Here is a 15,614-nt window from a genome sequence, read left to right as displayed (position 1 = left end):
CGAGCCCACGCTCGGCTGCTGTTCACCCAGGCAGCCAGCAGCAGCCGAGCGCAGACTCGGCTCTACAGCTGGATCAGGCCTCCGCCAACGCCTCCAGCGCCATACGCGCCACGGCCTCGTCGACCTCGGCGGGGGCGCCGTCATCCCGGAACCAGACTGCCGACAGCCCCGCGCTGGCTGCGATCCAGCGCAGCAGGCGCGTGCGCTCCAGGCCCGCCAGTGCACTGACCTGTTCCAGCCGGGCGGCAAACCGCTCAGGCTGCGTCGCAACGTGGATGCCCGGACCGCACAGGTCCGGGTTGCTGAACAGTGTCGTGTAATCAAAGGCGCGATCACCCAGCAGCCGCTTCGGGTCGATCGCCAGCCAGCCACGTGCGCCGAAATCGAGCACGTTGTCGTGGTGCAGGTCGCCGTGCAGCGGCCGGATCTCGCGCTCTTCCTGCAGCAACCCCTCCGCCAGTGATCTGCACTGTTCCAGCAGTGGCGGCAGCGCAGCCCTTGGCTGCAGCAGGTCGGCGAACCATCTACGGAGGCAGACCAGTTCCGCTGGCGGCGCGTTCCGTGGCCGGTGCAGCCGCTGCAGGACCTGGCACAGGATCGTGGTGCAGGCGTCATCGTCGCCCTCGATCGAGCGTTGCCGCAGCGAGTCGCCGCCGGCACGCTCGATCAGGATCGCCGGTCCCTCGTGGGCCAGCAGGCGGGCGGCGCCATCGCCCTCCCACCAGCGCAGCAGGCGATGGCTGTTCTGCTCTTCGGTTTCGCTGCTGATCTTCAGCATGGCCGGCTCGCCGGCGGTGGTCAGCACCGGCCAGAGCTGGGCATGGGGCGTTTCGATGGCTGCGCCATCACGCCGCAATCGCCAGCGGCTCAGGTAGGGTTCGCTCATGCTGGGCGGGCTGTCCTGGAGTGAATGAAGATCAAGCGATGTGTACTGCTAACGCCATCTGAACGCAGCAATCCGCTAGGGTGATGGAAATCGCGTAGTCAGGCCGCATATTGTCCCCATCTGCCGCCGGAGTAATCCATGTTCAGCAAAGACCTCGAACACACCATCGGCCAGTGCTACAAGCGCGCCCGTGAGGCCCGGCATGAGTTCATGACGGTCGAACACCTGCTGTTGGCACTGCTCGACAACCCGTCCGCCCAGGCCGTACTGAAGGCGTGTGGCGCCGACGCCGAACGCCTGCGCCAGGAGCTGGAGCAGGCCATCGAGGCTTCCGTGTCCCGCCTGGCCGAAGATGACGGCCGCGATACCCAGCCGACCCTGGGCTTCCAGCGCGTGCTGCAGCGGGCCGTGTACCACGTGCAGTCCTCGGGCAAGAAGGAGGTCACCGGCGCCAATGTGCTGGTCGCCATCTTCGGCGAAAAGGACTCCCACGCCGTCTATTACCTCAACCAGCAGGACGTCACCCGGCTGGACGTGGTCAATTACCTGTCCCATGGCATCGCCAAGCTGGGCGAGGAAGGCGAGCAGCCGTCCTCCTCCTCCGAAGGCGAAGGCCGCATCGAAGGCGGGGAGGGCGAGCCGAAGGGTGATGCCCTGACCGAGTTCGCCAGCAACCTCAATGAACAGGCCCGGGCCGGTCGCATCGACCCGCTGGTCGGTCGTGCCGACGAGATCGAGCGCACCATCCAGGTCCTGTGCCGCCGCCGCAAGAACAACCCGCTGTACGTGGGCGAGGCCGGCGTGGGCAAGACCGCCATCGCCGAGGGCCTGGCCCGCCGCATCGTCGAAGGTTCGGTGCCTGAAGTGCTGGCCGATGCGGTGATCTATTCGCTCGACCTGGGCGCACTGGTGGCTGGTACCAAGTACCGTGGTGACTTCGAGAAGCGCCTGAAGAGCGTGCTGACGGCACTGAAGAAGGTGCCCAACGCGGTGCTGTTCATCGACGAGATCCACACCATCATCGGTGCTGGCTCGGCGTCGGGCGGCACCATGGATGCCTCCAACCTGATCAAGCCGGCGCTGGCGTCCGGCGAGCTGCGCTGCATCGGCTCGACCACCTTCCAGGAATACCGTGGCATCTTCGAGAAGGACCGGGCGCTGGCCCGCCGTTTCCAGAAGATCGACATTGTCGAGCCGACGGTGGGCGAGACTTACGAGATCCTGCAGGGCCTGAAGTCCAAGTACGAGCTGCACCACGGCGTGACCTATTCCGACGAGGCGCTGCAGGCCGCGGTGGACCTGTCGGTGAAGCACATCGGCGACCGCCTGCTGCCGGACAAGGCCATCGACGTGATCGACGAGGCTGGCGCCCGCCAGCGCCTGCTGCCGGAAGGCCAGCGCAAGGAGCTGATCGACGTCGAGGAAGTGGAGGCGATCGTCGCCAAGATGGCACGCATCCCCACCAAGCAGGTCAGCGCCACCGACAAGGATGTGCTGCAGCATCTGGAGCGCAACCTGAAGATGGTGATCTTTGGCCAGGATCCGGCCATCGAGACGCTGTCCTCGGCGATCAAGCTGGCCCGCTCGGGCCTGGGCAATCCGGAGAAGCCGATCGGCAACTTCCTGTTCGCCGGTCCGACCGGTGTCGGCAAGACCGAGGTGACCAAGCAGCTTGCGCTGCAGCTGGGCATCGAGCTGGTCCGCTTCGACATGTCCGAGTACATGGAGCCGCATTCGATCAGCCGCCTGATCGGTGCCCCTCCGGGCTACGTCGGCTTCGACCAGGGCGGCCTGTTGACCGAGAAGATCGTCAAGACGCCGCACTGCGTGCTGCTGCTGGACGAAATCGAGAAGGCGCACCCGGACATCTTCAACATCCTGTTGCAGGTGATGGACCGCGGCGTGCTGACCGATACCAATGGTCGTGAGGCGAACTTCAAGAACGTGGTGCTGGTGATGACCACCAATGCCGGCGCGGCGCAGGCCTCGCGGCGTTCGATCGGCTTCACCAAGCAGGACCATGCCACCGACGCGATGGAGACCATTCGCCGCAGCTTCACCCCGGAATTCCGCAACCGCCTCGACGCGGTGGTGCAGTTCCAGGCGCTGGGCTTCGAGCACATCCTGCCCGTGGTCGACAAGTTCCTGATCGAGCTGGAGATGCTGCTGCAGGACAAGCACGTCAGCCTGTCGGCCACCCCGACCGCGCGCGACTGGCTGGCTCACCACGGCTTCGACCCGCTGATGGGTGCGCGCCCGATGGCCCGCGTGATCCAGGACAAGATCAAGCGCCCGCTGGCCGACGAGCTGCTGTTCGGCAAGCTGGTCAACGGTGGCAAGGTCAGCATCGATGTCCGCGACGACGAGCTGGTGGTCGAGACCCAGGCCGAGCCGGAGCGGCTGCTGCCGGTTACGGTGGAGTGAGCTGAAGGCTTGGCGTGAAAGACTGGAAACAACAAGGGCGGCTTCGGCCGCCCTTGTCCTGTCCGGGGTCAGCGGCTGCGGCGGCGCGCTTCGCGCTTGAACCGCTCGGCATCGATCGGCTGGATGCGCGCGACCTCGCAGCTGCCACGACCGGTGTCCAGAGCGCTTCGGCCCTCGCTGCACAGCTCGTCAGCCTCCTTGCCGTCGGTCCTGAAGCCGAGGCGGGTGGCCAGCACGGCAGAAGGGCAGCTGTTGCGGAAATGCACGACATAGTGGTCTTCGTCGGAGCGAAGCAGGATGTTCTTGTCGGCGCCGGCACGAACGATCTGCTGTTCGCCGGTCAGTGGTACGCACTGCGCCGGCGGGGTGTCGGCGGCACGGGCGGGCGACGCCAGCAGGGTGGCGGCAGACAAAGCCAGGGGGATGAGCAGGGAAGACAGATTCATGGCGGGGCAGGGGGCGGCGATCCGGACTGGATCGGATCCCAGGATGCCGCCGCCGCTGCAAATGCGAATCTGCCGCAAGCAGGGCCGACCGACGTCACGGTGAGATCGGTCACGATGACCTTTGGCGCATCAGGCTGCGATCGAACGGAATCCCTGCTGGCGCCCTTGGTCGCCGCCATCCTCGATGACGAATGCGACGGCCTCATGTGGAATGTGCAGGCGCTGCTTCAGGGTGCCTCCCGCATGTGCGATCTCGCGCTGCACGGCCAGGTACAGCGGGTGCGAGGCGTCCATGCTGGTGCAGACCAGGCAGGGCTGGCCGAACCAGGTGCCGTCCGGGCCCTTGCTGGCGTGGCAGCGGCTGGTGACGGACTGCGGGTCCAGGACGATCAGATAGGTCATGCGCGCAGCGCCCTCTGTGAAGAACGCGTTGAGTCTAGAGTCCCGGCTCGATGCTGGATTTCAGACAAGGACGAAAATCGGACGATCTCGGTACCGCGTATTTTTTTCCGCGCACGACAAAGGGCCAGCAGCGAGGCCGGCCCTGTCGGAGTGGCGCACTGCGCCGACCGCTTACTTCATGCGGTAGGTGATACGGCCCTTGGTCAGGTCGTACGGGGTCATTTCAACCTTGACCCGGTCACCGGTGAGGATGCGGATGTAGTTCTTGCGCATGCGGCCGGAGATGTGGGCGATGATTTCGTGCCCATTTTCCAGACGAACGCGGAAAGTGGTGTTCGGCAGCGTCTCGCTGACGGTGCCCTCGAACTCGATGGAATCGTCTTTCGACATGTAGTCCTGTGCGGTTCAGAAAACGGCCACGCTGGGCCTAAGGCGCGGTATTTTACGCGTGATGGGCCCGGCTTGCAAAGTTTGTGTTAACCCCCGGCCAAACGCTGTGCTGGCAAGCGTCCTACCGCCTGGGTCCATGGGCCTTCACGGCCGTCACGGTGTACGGCCTGGCGGACGTGCTCCAGAAAGTCCGCGCGCGGCAGGTGCTCGGCGCCCATCCGCAGCAGGTGCGGATTCTCCACCTGGGCATCGATCAGTTCCCAGCCCCAGTCACGCAGGGTGGATGCGAGGGCGGCCAGGGCGATCTTGGAGCCGCCGCTGGCGCCACTGAACATGCTCTCACCGAAGAACATGGCGCCGATCGCGACGCCATAGATGCCGCCGACCAGCGTCTGCCGATCCCAGACCTCGAAGGAATGGGCGAAGCCGAGATCGTGCAGCTGGCTGTAGGCCTCGACCATCGCCGGGCTGATCCAGGTGCCATCCTGGCCGGGCCGCGGTGCCGCGGCGCAGGCGCGCATCACACGACTGAAAGCGGTGTCGGCGGTGATCTCCCACGTGCTGCCGCGCAATTGGCGGCGGAAGCGGCTGGACAGATGCACGCCCTCGGTGCGGAACACCATGCGCGGGTCCGGTGACCACCACAGGATTGGCTCGCCCTCGCTGAACCACGGGAAGATGCCGCCGGCGTAGGCATTGAGCAGGCGTACCGGATGCAGGTCGCCGCCCACCGCGAGCAGGCCGTCGGGCTGGCGCAGGGCGGTCTCGGCCGGAGGGAAGGGTGCGTCCGGCGCATCGGCCAGGCGCCAGGGCAGCTGGCGGGTCATGCCGCCATTGTATTCGTCGTGGCGATCGCTGATGTCTGGCACCATCAGCGTCCAACGGCAAGGAGCCCACGCATGAGTGACGCGATCACCGCCATCCTCGATGTGCACGATACCCCGCGCACGCGCAACGACAGCCAGGGCATGCTGCTGGCGCTGGCCACTGAACAGCCCGGCCAGCTCGGTGCGCTGATGCTGCTGGCCCTTGCCCGGCGTTCACCCAGCTCGGCCTTTCTCGACATGGCGCTGGATCTGCTGCCCGATGAAGCGATTGTGCCGGTCTGTGCCGAGGCCTGGCGCCGCTATCGGGATGGTGAGCGCGGCGAACTGCTGGCCAGCGTGATCGAATTCACCAGCTACCAGGCGCCGCAGGTGCTGCAGGACGACTGGGGGGCCTTGCTGGCGCTGGCCACCGAAGACGAGCTGCAGCTGGCTTCGCAGGTATGGCAGGGCCTGCCCTCCGTCATTGCCGTGCAGTGGGCGCAGATTCTGGCTGAGGCCGACGACGATCGCGAGATGGCGCGGGCCAGGGCGCTGCTGCTGGCGGCGCAGCCCGAGAGCTATGCCGTTGCCCGCGGCTACCTCGCTGACTGGGGCGCGCTGGATGCTGAGGTCTGGGCGCACTGGGCCGGCGTCGCCGACGGACCGCAGCCGCGGCGCCTGCATGGGGAGCGGCCGCTGCACATCCGCTTCGGCCGCGAGCAGCATCGCACGCAGCAGGCGGACGAACCGAGCTGGCGCAAGCGCATCTGGCGCCTGCACCCGACCTGGAATGGCGGGCAGGTACAGTACGCCGGGCAGATGGGAGGGCCGCTGGAATCGTTGTGTGGCAGCTGCCATGCAACGCTTCAGCGCCTGCTGCGAACCGACGCTGCCGCGCTGCAGCCGGGCGCGGCGGGTGAGATCACGCTGGGCCTGTGCCTGGACTGCTGCGGCTGGGAAGATCCGCCCGTGCGTTTCTATCGCCACGATGCCAGCGGCCTGCCCAGCTGCCACCCCAGCCAGCGTCTGGAGGTGCCGGCGACGCCGACCGACAGCGGTGACCTGATGCAGGCCGAGGTCGGCCTGGTCGCCATGGACACCAGGCGGTGGGAGCAGCAGGACTGGGGCCAGTCAAACCATCGGCAGAACCTGTCGCGCGTGGGCGGCGCACCGAGCTGGGTGCAGAGTGCCTGGTATCCGGCGTGCATCGATTGCGGTGAGGAGATGCCCTTCGTGATGCAGCTGGATTCGACGCTGCCGACCACCGGTGGAGGCGCGCTGCTATGGGGCAGTGGCGGCATGCTCTACACGTTCTGGTGTGCGAAGTGCCGGGTGAGCGGGCACTTCTGGCAGTGCACCTGACGGTCCCGGTGGTTGGAAGGTTTCCTTTTTTGAGATTTGTTGCATTCCCGTGGGATGCATCGCCAGTCACCCTCTTGGTTTACATGCCCTGAGCTGACCGCCATGACCTGTGTTGTCGCCATGCAAGAGCTGCTTGAATTGGCCCGAATGCCGGGAGGCTCAGATGGAGCCTTGGTTGCGATGCTGGATCTCTATGGACGTGATCCTGCCGCCCTCTCGACACTGCTCATCCTGGCGATGAAGTTTCAGGCGGAGAAGAGCGGGATGCTAATGGCTGCGGCGGAGTTGCTGCCGGATGAAAGTGTCGCAGAGGTGTGCCGATTTGCCTGGGGCGAGTTCAAGAGCGGTAGCCGCCATTGGCTGGCGGCTAGGATCGCGGCGCAGGCGGCCTATCGTCTCCCCGGATTGCTTCATGATGACTGGGATGCCGTCCTTCGCCTGTCGGCACACGAGCCAATAGAAGGCCCATTCTGGCGGGAGCTACCGATTGAGGTCGGTCGGAGATGGATCCAGGAGGCAAGAGGGCCGTCGTCGTCTGATGCTGGCTTGCCCGGATTGCCGCTTGAAATGAGTGGGGTAGTGGAGTTCCAGGACGCCGTGCGTGACCCATCTGGTTCACGGGATGAACCTTGGGCGACAATCGGTAGGGAGGGATTGTCTGGCCTTGAGCTGGGCTCGGGACGCGCATTGCATGGAGAGCGTGGTCTCCACCTGCGTTTCAGTGCGCAACTTCAGCGCTTGCAACTGGCGGAATCCACAAAGGTCGAGCGTCGCCTCCAGCACTTTCATCCCACCTGGAAGGGTGGGAGTGCGAAGGCAACGGCGCATGTGGGTGGCCGCCTGGAAGGGAGATGCGGAATATGCGGCTCACCGCTGCAGCGTTTGCTGGAACTGGAGCTGGCATTGATCGGCCCGTGCACCCTCTCGAAGGTGACGCTCGGCATATGCCTGGACTGTCCCGACAATGGAGAGTCCGGTTGGTGCCACGGAGATCCCGTGTATTTCCGCCACGATTCGCAGGGCTTTCCCAACGCCCATGAATCGCAGGTATTCGATTCGCGGGCATGTCCTGAAACGTCCACCACCCTGATGGAGGCGGAGGTCGATCTGGTCGAGCTTCCGGGTCGGTTCTGGCAGCCGCCGAGCTATGTGGGTGGCTGGCAGAACTACAGCCGGGTGGGCGGACTGCCATCCTGGATCCAGAGCGGGCTCTATCTGTCCTGTCCCGACTGCTGCCGCACAATGTTCTTTGTCATGCAGCTCGATTCTCACATTCCTTTGGACGATGGCTCCCTGATGCAGTGGATGAATGGAGGAATGCTCTATACGTTCTGGTGTGACCATTGCCAGATCAGTGGGCACTACAGCCAGTACTCCTAGCTCATCCGAGCAAGCTCGACTCTACGTTCCTACGCGGAACGGCCCATGCCCCTGCAATTCCTGCTGGTACCGCCGCACACTCTGCCGCTCCTGCCGGCACCAGTCCTGCAGTGCCTCTGCGAAATCCGGATCGGCCACCCAGTGTCGGCTGCGCACCAGCGTCGGCAGGAACCCGCGCGCCAGCTTGTGCTCGCCCTGTGCGCCGGGCTCGAAACGGCTCAGGCCTTCGCGCAGGCAGTACTCGATGCCCTGGTAGTAACAGGCTTCGAAATGCAGGCCGGGCAGGGTGGCGCCGCCCCAGTAGCGGCCGTACAGCGTATCGCCACCGCGCAGGCACAGCGCGCCGGCAATCGGCTCGCCGTCCTGTTCGGCCAGAAACAGCACCAGCCCGCGTCCCAATGAAATGGCCAGATGGCACAGGAAGGCCTCGGTCAGTGCCGGGGCGTTGCCGTACTCGAGGAATGTCTGCAGATAGAAGCGGTACATCGCCTGCAGGTCGGCGCGGCCGGCCTCGTCGCCATGTACCACGCGGAAGGTGATTCCCTGGCGGGTGACCTTGGCCCGTTCCTGGCGGATGTTCTTGCGATGCTTGTGGTCCATTGCAGCGAGGAACTGGTCGAACGTCGCCCAGTCACCCGGATTCTGCCATTGGAACTGCACGTCCTCGCGCAGCAGCCAGTCGTCATCGAACAGAGCCTCATCGCTGGCGGTGTGGAAGTTGATATGGGCCGAGGATACGTGCAGCGCGGGCAGCGCCTCGCGCAATGCCGACAGCAGCGCGAGGCGCCCTGAATCGTGACGGGCCAGCAACCGCGGGCCGGTGACCGGCGAGTACGGCACTGCACCCAGCCACTTCGGATAGTAGTCGCGGCCATGCCGGGCATACGCGTTGGCCCAGGCATGGTCGAACACGAACTCGCCGTGCGAATTGGTCTTCAGGTAACCCGGAATGGCGCCGGCCAGCGTGCCGCCCTCCCACAGCGTGAAGTGCCGGGGCTGCCAGCCCCAGTCCTCGCGCAGGCAACCGTGCTGTTCAAGTCCGGAAAGGAAGGCGTGGCTGATGAAGGGGTTGCGGCCGTCGTGCAGGGCATCCCAGTCGGTCGCGGCAATGGACTGCAGGGAGTCGAGGAAGCGGGGGGAAGACATGGGGGAAGGATAGGGCAGATGAAACAGAAAGGCCGACGCACTGGCGTCGGCCTATCATCCGGAGTCGGGCGTGGCTCGACCCTACAGGAGCGGGTCAGCCTCTCAGCTGGCCTTGCCCTGGGCGTCCAGGTAGCGCTCGGCATCCAGTGCGGCCATGCAGCCGAAGCCGGCCGAGGTGATCGCCTGGCGGTAGTGCTGGTCGGCCACGTCGCCGGCGGCGAACACGCCTTCCACCGAGGTCTGGGTGGCATTGCCGCCCAAGCCCGAGCGGATCTCCAGGTAGCCGTTGTTCATCGCCAGCTGGCTGTCGAACAGGGTGGTGTTCGGGTGGTGGCCGATGGCCACGAAGAAGCCGTGGGCATCGATGTCGCGGGTGCTGCCGTCCAGAGTGGACTTCACGCGCACACCGGTCACGCCGGCGTCGTTGCCCAGCACTTCTTCCACCTGGTGGTGCCAGACGGTCTCGATCTTGCCTTCGGCCACCTTCTTGAACAGCTTGTCCTGCATGATCTTTTCCGCCTTCAGGGTGTCGCGGCGGTGGACCAGGTAGACCTTGCGGGCGATGTTGGACAGGTACAGGGCCTCTTCCACGGCGGTGTTGCCGCCGCCGACCACGACCACGTCCTGGTCGCGGTAGAAGAAGCCGTCACAGGTGGCGCAGGCGGACACGCCGCGGCCCTTGAACTCGTCTTCGGTCGGAATGCCCAGGTACTTGGCGGTGGCGCCGGTGGCGATGATCAGCGCATCGCAGGTGTACTCGTGGCTGTCGCCGATCAGCTTGAACGGGCGCTGCGACACGTCAGCGGTGTGGATGTGGTCGAAGATGACCTCGGTCTCGAAGCGCTCGGCGTGGGCCTGCATGCGCGCCATCAGGTCCGGGCCCATCAGGCCGTGGGCGTCACCCGGCCAGTTGTCCACCTCGGTGGTGGTCATCAGCTGGCCACCCTGCTGCAGGCCGGTGATGACGACCGGCTTCAGGTTGGCGCGGGCGGCGTAGACGGCGGCGGTCCAACCGGCCGGGCCGGAACCGAGGATGACGAGGCGCTGGTGGCGGGAGGGCAGGCTGGTGCTCATGTAAACTCGCGAAAAGGTAGATGGGACAAGGCGCTGGCGATATTTGCGCAGCATCCGTGGCAGGTCATAGAGTGGCGGCTGGGACAGGGCGATTCAAGCCGATGAACAGAACGCCGTCATCCAGCGGTGGTTCCGGCGCTCTGAATGCCCTGTCGGATGTCGCATAACTGAAAACTGACGCCGTCTCATTTATTATCAATCACTAACAGCGCATTCCAAAGGTATGGTCTAAGGTGGCGAAGCAGGTCCCCGAACGCTCCAAGTCCGACGACAGCAAGGCGTCACGTCGCACGGCCGCGGCGGCGACGACCGACAATCCACGCCGCCAGCGCCTCTGGCGCGATCTGGGCCTGATCGCCATCGCGCCGGCCCTGTTGTATCTGGCGGCCAGTCTTTTCACCTATTCAGCGACTGATCCGGGCTGGTCGCATACCGGCAGCGTGGTCGCGCCGGTGCACAACCTCGGCGGCCGCGCCGGGGCCTGGATCGCCGACGTGCTGCTGCAGCTGTTCGGCTACATCGCCTTCCTGCTGCCGGTGGTGCTGGGTGCGCTGGCGTGGATCGCCATGTTCGGGCTCAAGCGCGAGAGCAAGGGCGAGAACGACCTGGACCCGGCGCTGCGCCTGGTCGGCCTGGTCGGCTTCCTGATCGCCGGTACCGGCTTCCTGCATGTGCGCCTGTTCAGTGGCGATGTCTCCAGTGCCGGCGGCATCCTCGGCAAGCTGGTGGGCAACTCGCTTACGGTGGGCTTCGGCGCGCTGGGCGCGAACCTGTTCGTGCTGGTGCTGCTGCTGGCCTCGATCACCCTGGCCACTGGGCTGTCCTGGTTCACGGTGATGGAGAAGATCGGCCGCGGGGTGATGTCACTGGCGCCGTTGCTGGCGCGCAAGAAGGAAGAAGTCACCGAGTGGCAGCAGACGCGGGTGATGCGCGAGGAGCGCCAGGAAGTGCGCAAGGCCGACGCCGAGGTGCGCGCCAAGCGCGAGCCGGTGAAGATCGAGCCGCGCCCGGAACCGGTGATCGAGAAGAGTGATCGGGCCAAGCGCGACACGCAGATCCCGATGTTCCGTGGCGTCAACGGCGACGGCTCGGACCTGCCGCCGCTGGCCCTGCTGGACGACCCCAAGCCGCAGCCGGTGGGCTACGACAAGGAAACCCTGGACGCCCTGTCGCGGCAGATCGAGTTCAAGCTGAAGGACTTCCGCATCGAGGCCCAGGTGGTCGGCGCCAACCCCGGTCCGGTCATCACCCGCTTCGAGATCGAGCCCGCGCCGGGCATCAAGGTCAGCCAGATCAGTTCGCTCGACAAGGACATCGCGCGTGGCCTGTCGGTGAAGTCGGTGCGCGTGGTCGATGTGATTCCGGGCAAGTCGGTGATCGGCCTGGAAATTCCCAACGTCACCCGCGAGATGATCTACCTGTCCGAGCTGCTGCGCTCGAAGGAATACGACAAGTCGGCCAGCGTGCTGACCCTGGCGCTCGGCAAGGACATCGCCGGGCGCTCGACCGTGGCCGATCTGGCGCGCATGCCGCACCTGCTGGTGGCCGGTACCACCGGTTCGGGCAAGTCGGTGGCGGTCAACGCCATGGTGCTGAGCCTGCTGTTCAAGGCCTCGCCGAAAGACCTGCGGATGCTGATGATCGACCCGAAGATGCTCGAACTGAGCGTCTACCAGGGCATTCCGCACCTGCTGGCGCCGGTGGTCACCGACATGAAGGAGGCCGCCAACGGCCTGCGCTGGTGCGTGGCCGAGATGGAGCGCCGCTACAAGCTGATGAGCGCGGTGGGCGTGCGCAACCTGGCCGGCTTCAACAAGAAGGTGAAGGAAGCGCAGGATGCCGGCCAGCCGCTGATGGACCCGCTGTTCAAGCCGAACCCCGAGCTGGGCGAGGCGCCGCGTCCGCTGGAGACGCTGCCGTTCATCGTCATCTTCATCGACGAATTCGCCGACATGATGATGATCGTCGGCAAGAAGGTGGAAGAGCTGATCGCGCGCCTGGCACAGAAGGCGCGTGCGGCGGGCATCCACCTGATCCTGGCCACGCAGCGCCCGTCCGTGGACGTGATCACCGGCCTGATCAAGGCCAACATCCCGACGCGCATCGCCTTCCAGGTGAGCTCCAAGATCGACTCGCGCACCATCCTCGACCAGTCCGGCGCGGAAACCCTGCTGGGCCACGGCGACATGCTGTACCTGCCGCCGGGTACGGCCATGCCCGAGCGTGTGCACGGCGCCTTCGTCTCCGACGAAGAAGTGCATCGCGTGGTCGAACACCTCAAGGCGATGGGCCCGGCCGATTATGTCGACGGCGTGCTGGACGAAGTGCAGACGATGGGTGACGGCGTGGTCGTCGGCGCCACCGGGCTGCCCGAGAACAGCTCTGCCGGCGATGAATCTGACCCGTTGTATGACGAGGCCCTGCGGGTGGTCACCGAGACCCGGCGCGCCTCGATTTCCGGCGTGCAGCGCCGGCTGAAGATTGGCTACAACCGTGCAGCGCGACTGATCGAGGCCATGGAAGCGGCCGGCGTGGTCAGTTCGCCCGAGCACAACGGCGACCGCACGGTGCTGGCACCGCCGCCGCCGAAGTAAGACCTGACGTATCCCCCACGACGTCCAAGGAACCGACGCATGCTTCACCCCGTACCAAGCGCGCTGGCACTGGCGCTGGCAGCCTTCCTGGCTGCCGGCCCGGCACTGGCAGACACCGCCACCTCCGCGCCCGCCACGGCGCCGCCTTCCACCAGCGGCGATACCGAAGCCAGCAATAATTTCAGCATTGTCCGTTACCGCGCCGACTACCAGGTGCGGCCGGACGCGGGCAATGTGCAGACCGAAACCTACGAAGTCTTGCTCAAGACCAAGGCCTCGGTCGAGCAGTTCAGCCAGGTGCGGCTGAGCTACAGCGAGAAGATGGAGACGCTGGAAGTACTCGGCGCCTATACCATCACCGCCGACGGCCAGCGCCGCGACGTGCCAGCCGACCGCATCTACACCCAGGAGAGCTACTCCAGCGCTTCGGCGGCGATGTATGCCGACCGCAAGGTGCGGGTGATCGTGTTCCCGAACCTGGCTCCGGGCACCCGCCTGTACTACCAGGTGCGCCGCACCCAGGCCACGCCGTACTTCCCGGGCTACTTCGGCCTGTGGGAAACCTTCAATGTCTTCACCGAGTACGAGGACGCCGAGGTCACCTTGAGTGCACCGGCCAACCTGCCGATGTTCGTCGACAGTCGCGGCGTGCAGGGCAGCGATCGCCCGACGGTCAAGAATGGACAGGCGCAGTGGCGCTGGCGCTACCAGCGGCGTGAAGCCATGCCAGCACAGAACTGGTCGGCGGCGGGCTGGGAGTTCGGCCCGAACATCATGGCCAGCACGTATCGTGACTGGTCGCAGATGGGTCGCGCCTACCAGCTCAAGGCTGGCCCGGCGGCGCAGGTCACGCCGGAACTGCAGGCGCTGGCCGAGCAGATCACCGCCGGCATCAGCGACCGTCGCGAGCAGGCTGATGCGCTGTATCGCTGGGTCGCGCAGAACATCCGCTATGTGGCGGTGTACCTGGGCAACGGTGGCTTGGAGCCGAACAGCGCGCAGAGCATCCTCGACAACCACTATGGTGACTGCAAGGACCATGTGACGATCTTGGAGGCGCTGCTGGCGGCCAAGGGCATCGCCAGTTCGCCGGTGCTGATCGGTGCCGGCGGCGGGCCCACGCTGCCGAAGATCCCGGTGCTGGGCCGCTTCAACCACGCCATCACCTACATTCCCGAATTCGATCTGTACCTCGATTCGACCACCGCGTGGGCGCGCTTCGGCCAGCTGCCGGAGGGTGACCTGGGTGCGCCGGTGATGCGCACCCGCGACGCCACGCTGGCGCGCACTCCGGCCAACACGCCGGAGCGTAACGCCACCTCGATGGAAGTGCGTTTCACCTTCGACGCCAACGGCAACCTGCGCGGCGAGACGATCCCGAAGCTGGGCGAGAACGCCGAGATCGGCATGCGCGCGCAGTTCTCCCAGCTCAACGCGCAGAACCGCGCCCGCGCCGAGGAGCAGATCATGGCCGCCTCCGGTTTCGACGGGCGAGGGCAGCTGCAGATCCAGGGCGTGCCGGTCGACCTGACCCGGCCGTTCGGCTACCGCATGGCGTTCCAGGCCGAGGATTACGCCGACTTCAGCGTGGCCGGCGGCATGGCCGTGCCGGATCCGCCGGGTGGCGAGTCGGTGCGTGGCTTGTACGCTACCGCCTCGGCGCCGGCCAACGAGACGCCGTTCTACTGCAATGCCAGCCTGCGCGAGGAGACCTACCGCCTGCAGTTCCCGGCCAACGCGCCGATCATCGCCATCCCGGCCAGCCAGCGATTCGCCAACGCCGCCGGCGAGTACCGCGTGGACTGGAGCCGCGAAGGGCAGGAGGTGATCGTGCACCACCGGTTGCAGCAGAATGCGGTGCGCGGCCCGGAGGCATTGTGCCAGCCGCGGGATTATCCGGCGTTCCGCGCGCTGTACCGCGAAGTGCGGCGCGGCTTCCGTGGCCAAGTGCTGTACGGCAAGCTGCCGGCATCTGGCGGCTGAATCGCCGATGGACGTTCAGGGCGGCATAATGTCGCCCTGATCGCCCATTCATCTTTCCCCGGGCACACTGGCAACCACCTTTCCTGGCGCCCGCGCCCACAGGATTTCCGCATGAACTTCCGCTTTCGCCGTTTTCTTGCCGCCACCACCCTGGCCATGGCCTGCGCCGCCGCCGGCAGCGCCTGGGCTGGCGCCCGCGATGACCTGAAGACCTTCACCAGCGGCCTGAAGGGCCTGGATGGCCAGTTCAGCCAGCAGGTGTTTGACAGCCGCGGCAAGGTGAAGGAATCGACCAGCGGCCGCGTGGCGCTGTCGGCGCCGCGCCTGTTCCGTTGGGAATACGTGCGCCCGCACGAGCAGCTGATCGTGGCTGACGGCAAGAAGGTCTGGATGTACGAGCCGGACCTGGAACAGGCCACCGTGCGCGAGCAGGGCAAGGAGGAGCAGAACAGCCCACTGACCGCGCTGATCAACCCGGCGCTGCTGGAGCAGCAATACGACGTCAGCGAAGAGGCCGCGCAGCGCGATGGCCTGCAGTGGCTGTCGCTGTCGCCGAAGCGCGAGACCGAAGCCAGCTTCCAGTACGCCGCGCTGGGCTTCAACGCCCAGGGCCTGGTCAGGATGGAAATCACCGACGCGGTCGGCCAGCGCACCGTGATCAGCTTCAGTGGCTGGAAGCGCAACCCGGGCTTTGCCGCCGGCACCTTCAGCTTCACCCCGC

The 15,614-nt window shown here is 65.9% G+C and carries 13 protein-coding genes; 6 read left to right on the top strand and 7 right to left on the bottom strand.

Annotated features, from left to right (window positions below):
- Positions 1-73 precede the first annotated feature (73 nt).
- Complete coding sequence (locus N5D20_RS23255) at positions 74-886, bottom strand: APH(6) family putative aminoglycoside O-phosphotransferase (RefSeq protein WP_049455058.1); 813 nt, start codon at positions 884-886, stop codon at positions 74-76.
- A 138-nt stretch (positions 887-1,024) separates the two neighbouring features.
- On the opposite strand from N5D20_RS23255, the gene clpA reads away from it, so the two are divergent.
- Positions 1,025-3,310 carry an ATP-dependent Clp protease ATP-binding subunit ClpA gene (clpA, locus tag N5D20_RS23250; protein WP_279914602.1) on the top strand — a complete coding sequence of 762 codons (2,286 nt, stop codon included), beginning with the start codon at positions 1,025-1,027 and terminating at the stop codon, positions 3,308-3,310.
- Between the two features lie 68 nt (positions 3,311-3,378).
- Here the strand turns inward: clpA and N5D20_RS23245 are convergent, their stop codons facing one another.
- From N5D20_RS23245 to aat, 4 genes are all read right to left on the bottom strand, one after another.
- Positions 3,379-3,756 (bottom strand): hypothetical protein, encoded by a 378-nt coding sequence (locus tag N5D20_RS23245; RefSeq protein WP_197578621.1) that lies wholly within the window; start codon positions 3,754-3,756, stop codon positions 3,379-3,381.
- A gap of 129 nt (positions 3,757-3,885) precedes the next feature.
- Complete coding sequence (locus N5D20_RS23240) at positions 3,886-4,158, bottom strand: hypothetical protein (protein WP_197578622.1); 273 nt, start codon at positions 4,156-4,158, stop codon at positions 3,886-3,888.
- 171 nt (positions 4,159-4,329) lie between these two features.
- Positions 4,330-4,548 (bottom strand): translation initiation factor IF-1, encoded by a 219-nt coding sequence (gene infA / locus N5D20_RS23235; protein WP_005409596.1) that lies wholly within the window; start codon positions 4,546-4,548, stop codon positions 4,330-4,332.
- Positions 4,549-4,634: 86 nt separating this feature from the next.
- Entirely contained in the window at positions 4,635-5,375 is a 741-nt protein-coding gene (gene aat / locus N5D20_RS23230; protein ID WP_071306172.1) for a leucyl/phenylalanyl-tRNA--protein transferase, read from the bottom strand.
- Positions 5,376-5,447: 72 nt separating this feature from the next.
- Between aat and N5D20_RS23225 the strand changes: the two genes are divergently transcribed.
- Together N5D20_RS23225 and N5D20_RS23220 are read left to right on the top strand one after the other, a co-directional pair.
- The gene (locus N5D20_RS23225; RefSeq protein WP_197578623.1) at positions 5,448-6,716 is read left to right on the top strand and encodes a hypothetical protein; all 1,269 of its coding nucleotides are present in this window, start codon (positions 5,448-5,450) and stop codon (positions 6,714-6,716) included.
- Between the two features lie 102 nt (positions 6,717-6,818).
- The gene (locus N5D20_RS23220; protein WP_109814639.1) at positions 6,819-8,096 is read left to right on the top strand and encodes a hypothetical protein; all 1,278 of its coding nucleotides are present in this window, start codon (positions 6,819-6,821) and stop codon (positions 8,094-8,096) included.
- 21 nt (positions 8,097-8,117) lie between these two features.
- Here N5D20_RS23220 and N5D20_RS23215 read toward each other — a convergent pair whose 3' ends face one another.
- Together N5D20_RS23215 and trxB are read right to left on the bottom strand one after the other, a co-directional pair.
- On the bottom strand, positions 8,118-9,242 hold the full coding sequence (locus N5D20_RS23215) for a GNAT family N-acetyltransferase (protein WP_197578624.1): 1,125 nt from the start codon (positions 9,240-9,242) through the stop codon (positions 8,118-8,120).
- Between the two features lie 102 nt (positions 9,243-9,344).
- Positions 9,345-10,316, bottom strand: a complete 972-nt coding sequence (trxB, locus tag N5D20_RS23210; RefSeq protein ID WP_197578625.1) for a thioredoxin-disulfide reductase — start codon at positions 10,314-10,316, stop codon at positions 9,345-9,347.
- Positions 10,317-10,549: 233 nt separating this feature from the next.
- On the opposite strand from trxB, the gene N5D20_RS23205 reads away from it, so the two are divergent.
- From N5D20_RS23205 to lolA, 3 genes are all read left to right on the top strand, one after another.
- The gene (locus N5D20_RS23205) at positions 10,550-12,910 is read left to right on the top strand and encodes a DNA translocase FtsK (RefSeq protein WP_197578626.1); all 2,361 of its coding nucleotides are present in this window, start codon (positions 10,550-10,552) and stop codon (positions 12,908-12,910) included.
- Positions 12,911-12,949: 39 nt separating this feature from the next.
- Entirely contained in the window at positions 12,950-14,893 is a 1,944-nt protein-coding gene (locus tag N5D20_RS23200) for a DUF3857 domain-containing protein (RefSeq protein ID WP_197578627.1), read from the top strand.
- Between the two features lie 111 nt (positions 14,894-15,004).
- Positions 15,005-15,614, top strand: a 610-nt coding sequence (gene lolA / locus N5D20_RS23195) for an outer membrane lipoprotein chaperone LolA (protein WP_279948143.1), incomplete at its 3' end; no start/stop codon positions are given.

This window comes from Stenotrophomonas sp. GD03877 (genome assembly GCF_029840555.1).
Lineage (GTDB): Bacteria > Pseudomonadota > Gammaproteobacteria > Xanthomonadales > Xanthomonadaceae > Stenotrophomonas > Stenotrophomonas geniculata.
The sequence above is the reverse complement of the archived record's forward strand: the minus strand, read 5'-3'. Positions and strand labels throughout refer to the sequence as shown.

What these genes read in the sequence shown, in the direction of transcription:
- N5D20_RS23255 (WP_049455058.1), bottom strand. Translation starts at nt 886, where the DNA reads ATGAGCGAACCCTACCTGAGCCGCTGGCGATTGCGGCGTGATGGCGCA.
- clpA (WP_279914602.1), top strand. Translation starts at nt 1,025, where the DNA reads ATGTTCAGCAAAGACCTCGAACACACCATCGGCCAGTGCTACAAGCGC.
- N5D20_RS23245 (WP_197578621.1), bottom strand. Translation starts at nt 3,756, where the DNA reads ATGAATCTGTCTTCCCTGCTCATCCCCCTGGCTTTGTCTGCCGCCACC.
- N5D20_RS23240 (WP_197578622.1), bottom strand. Translation starts at nt 4,158, where the DNA reads ATGACCTATCTGATCGTCCTGGACCCGCAGTCCGTCACCAGCCGCTGC.
- infA (WP_005409596.1), bottom strand. Translation starts at nt 4,548, where the DNA reads ATGTCGAAAGACGATTCCATCGAGTTCGAGGGCACCGTCAGCGAGACG.
- aat (WP_071306172.1), bottom strand. Translation starts at nt 5,375, where the DNA reads ATGACCCGCCAGCTGCCCTGGCGCCTGGCCGATGCGCCGGACGCACCC.
- N5D20_RS23225 (WP_197578623.1), top strand. Translation starts at nt 5,448, where the DNA reads ATGAGTGACGCGATCACCGCCATCCTCGATGTGCACGATACCCCGCGC.
- N5D20_RS23220 (WP_109814639.1), top strand. Translation starts at nt 6,819, where the DNA reads ATGACCTGTGTTGTCGCCATGCAAGAGCTGCTTGAATTGGCCCGAATG.
- N5D20_RS23215 (WP_197578624.1), bottom strand. Translation starts at nt 9,242, where the DNA reads ATGTCTTCCCCCCGCTTCCTCGACTCCCTGCAGTCCATTGCCGCGACC.
- trxB (WP_197578625.1), bottom strand. Translation starts at nt 10,316, where the DNA reads ATGAGCACCAGCCTGCCCTCCCGCCACCAGCGCCTCGTCATCCTCGGT.
- N5D20_RS23200 (WP_197578627.1), top strand. Translation starts at nt 12,950, where the DNA reads ATGCTTCACCCCGTACCAAGCGCGCTGGCACTGGCGCTGGCAGCCTTC.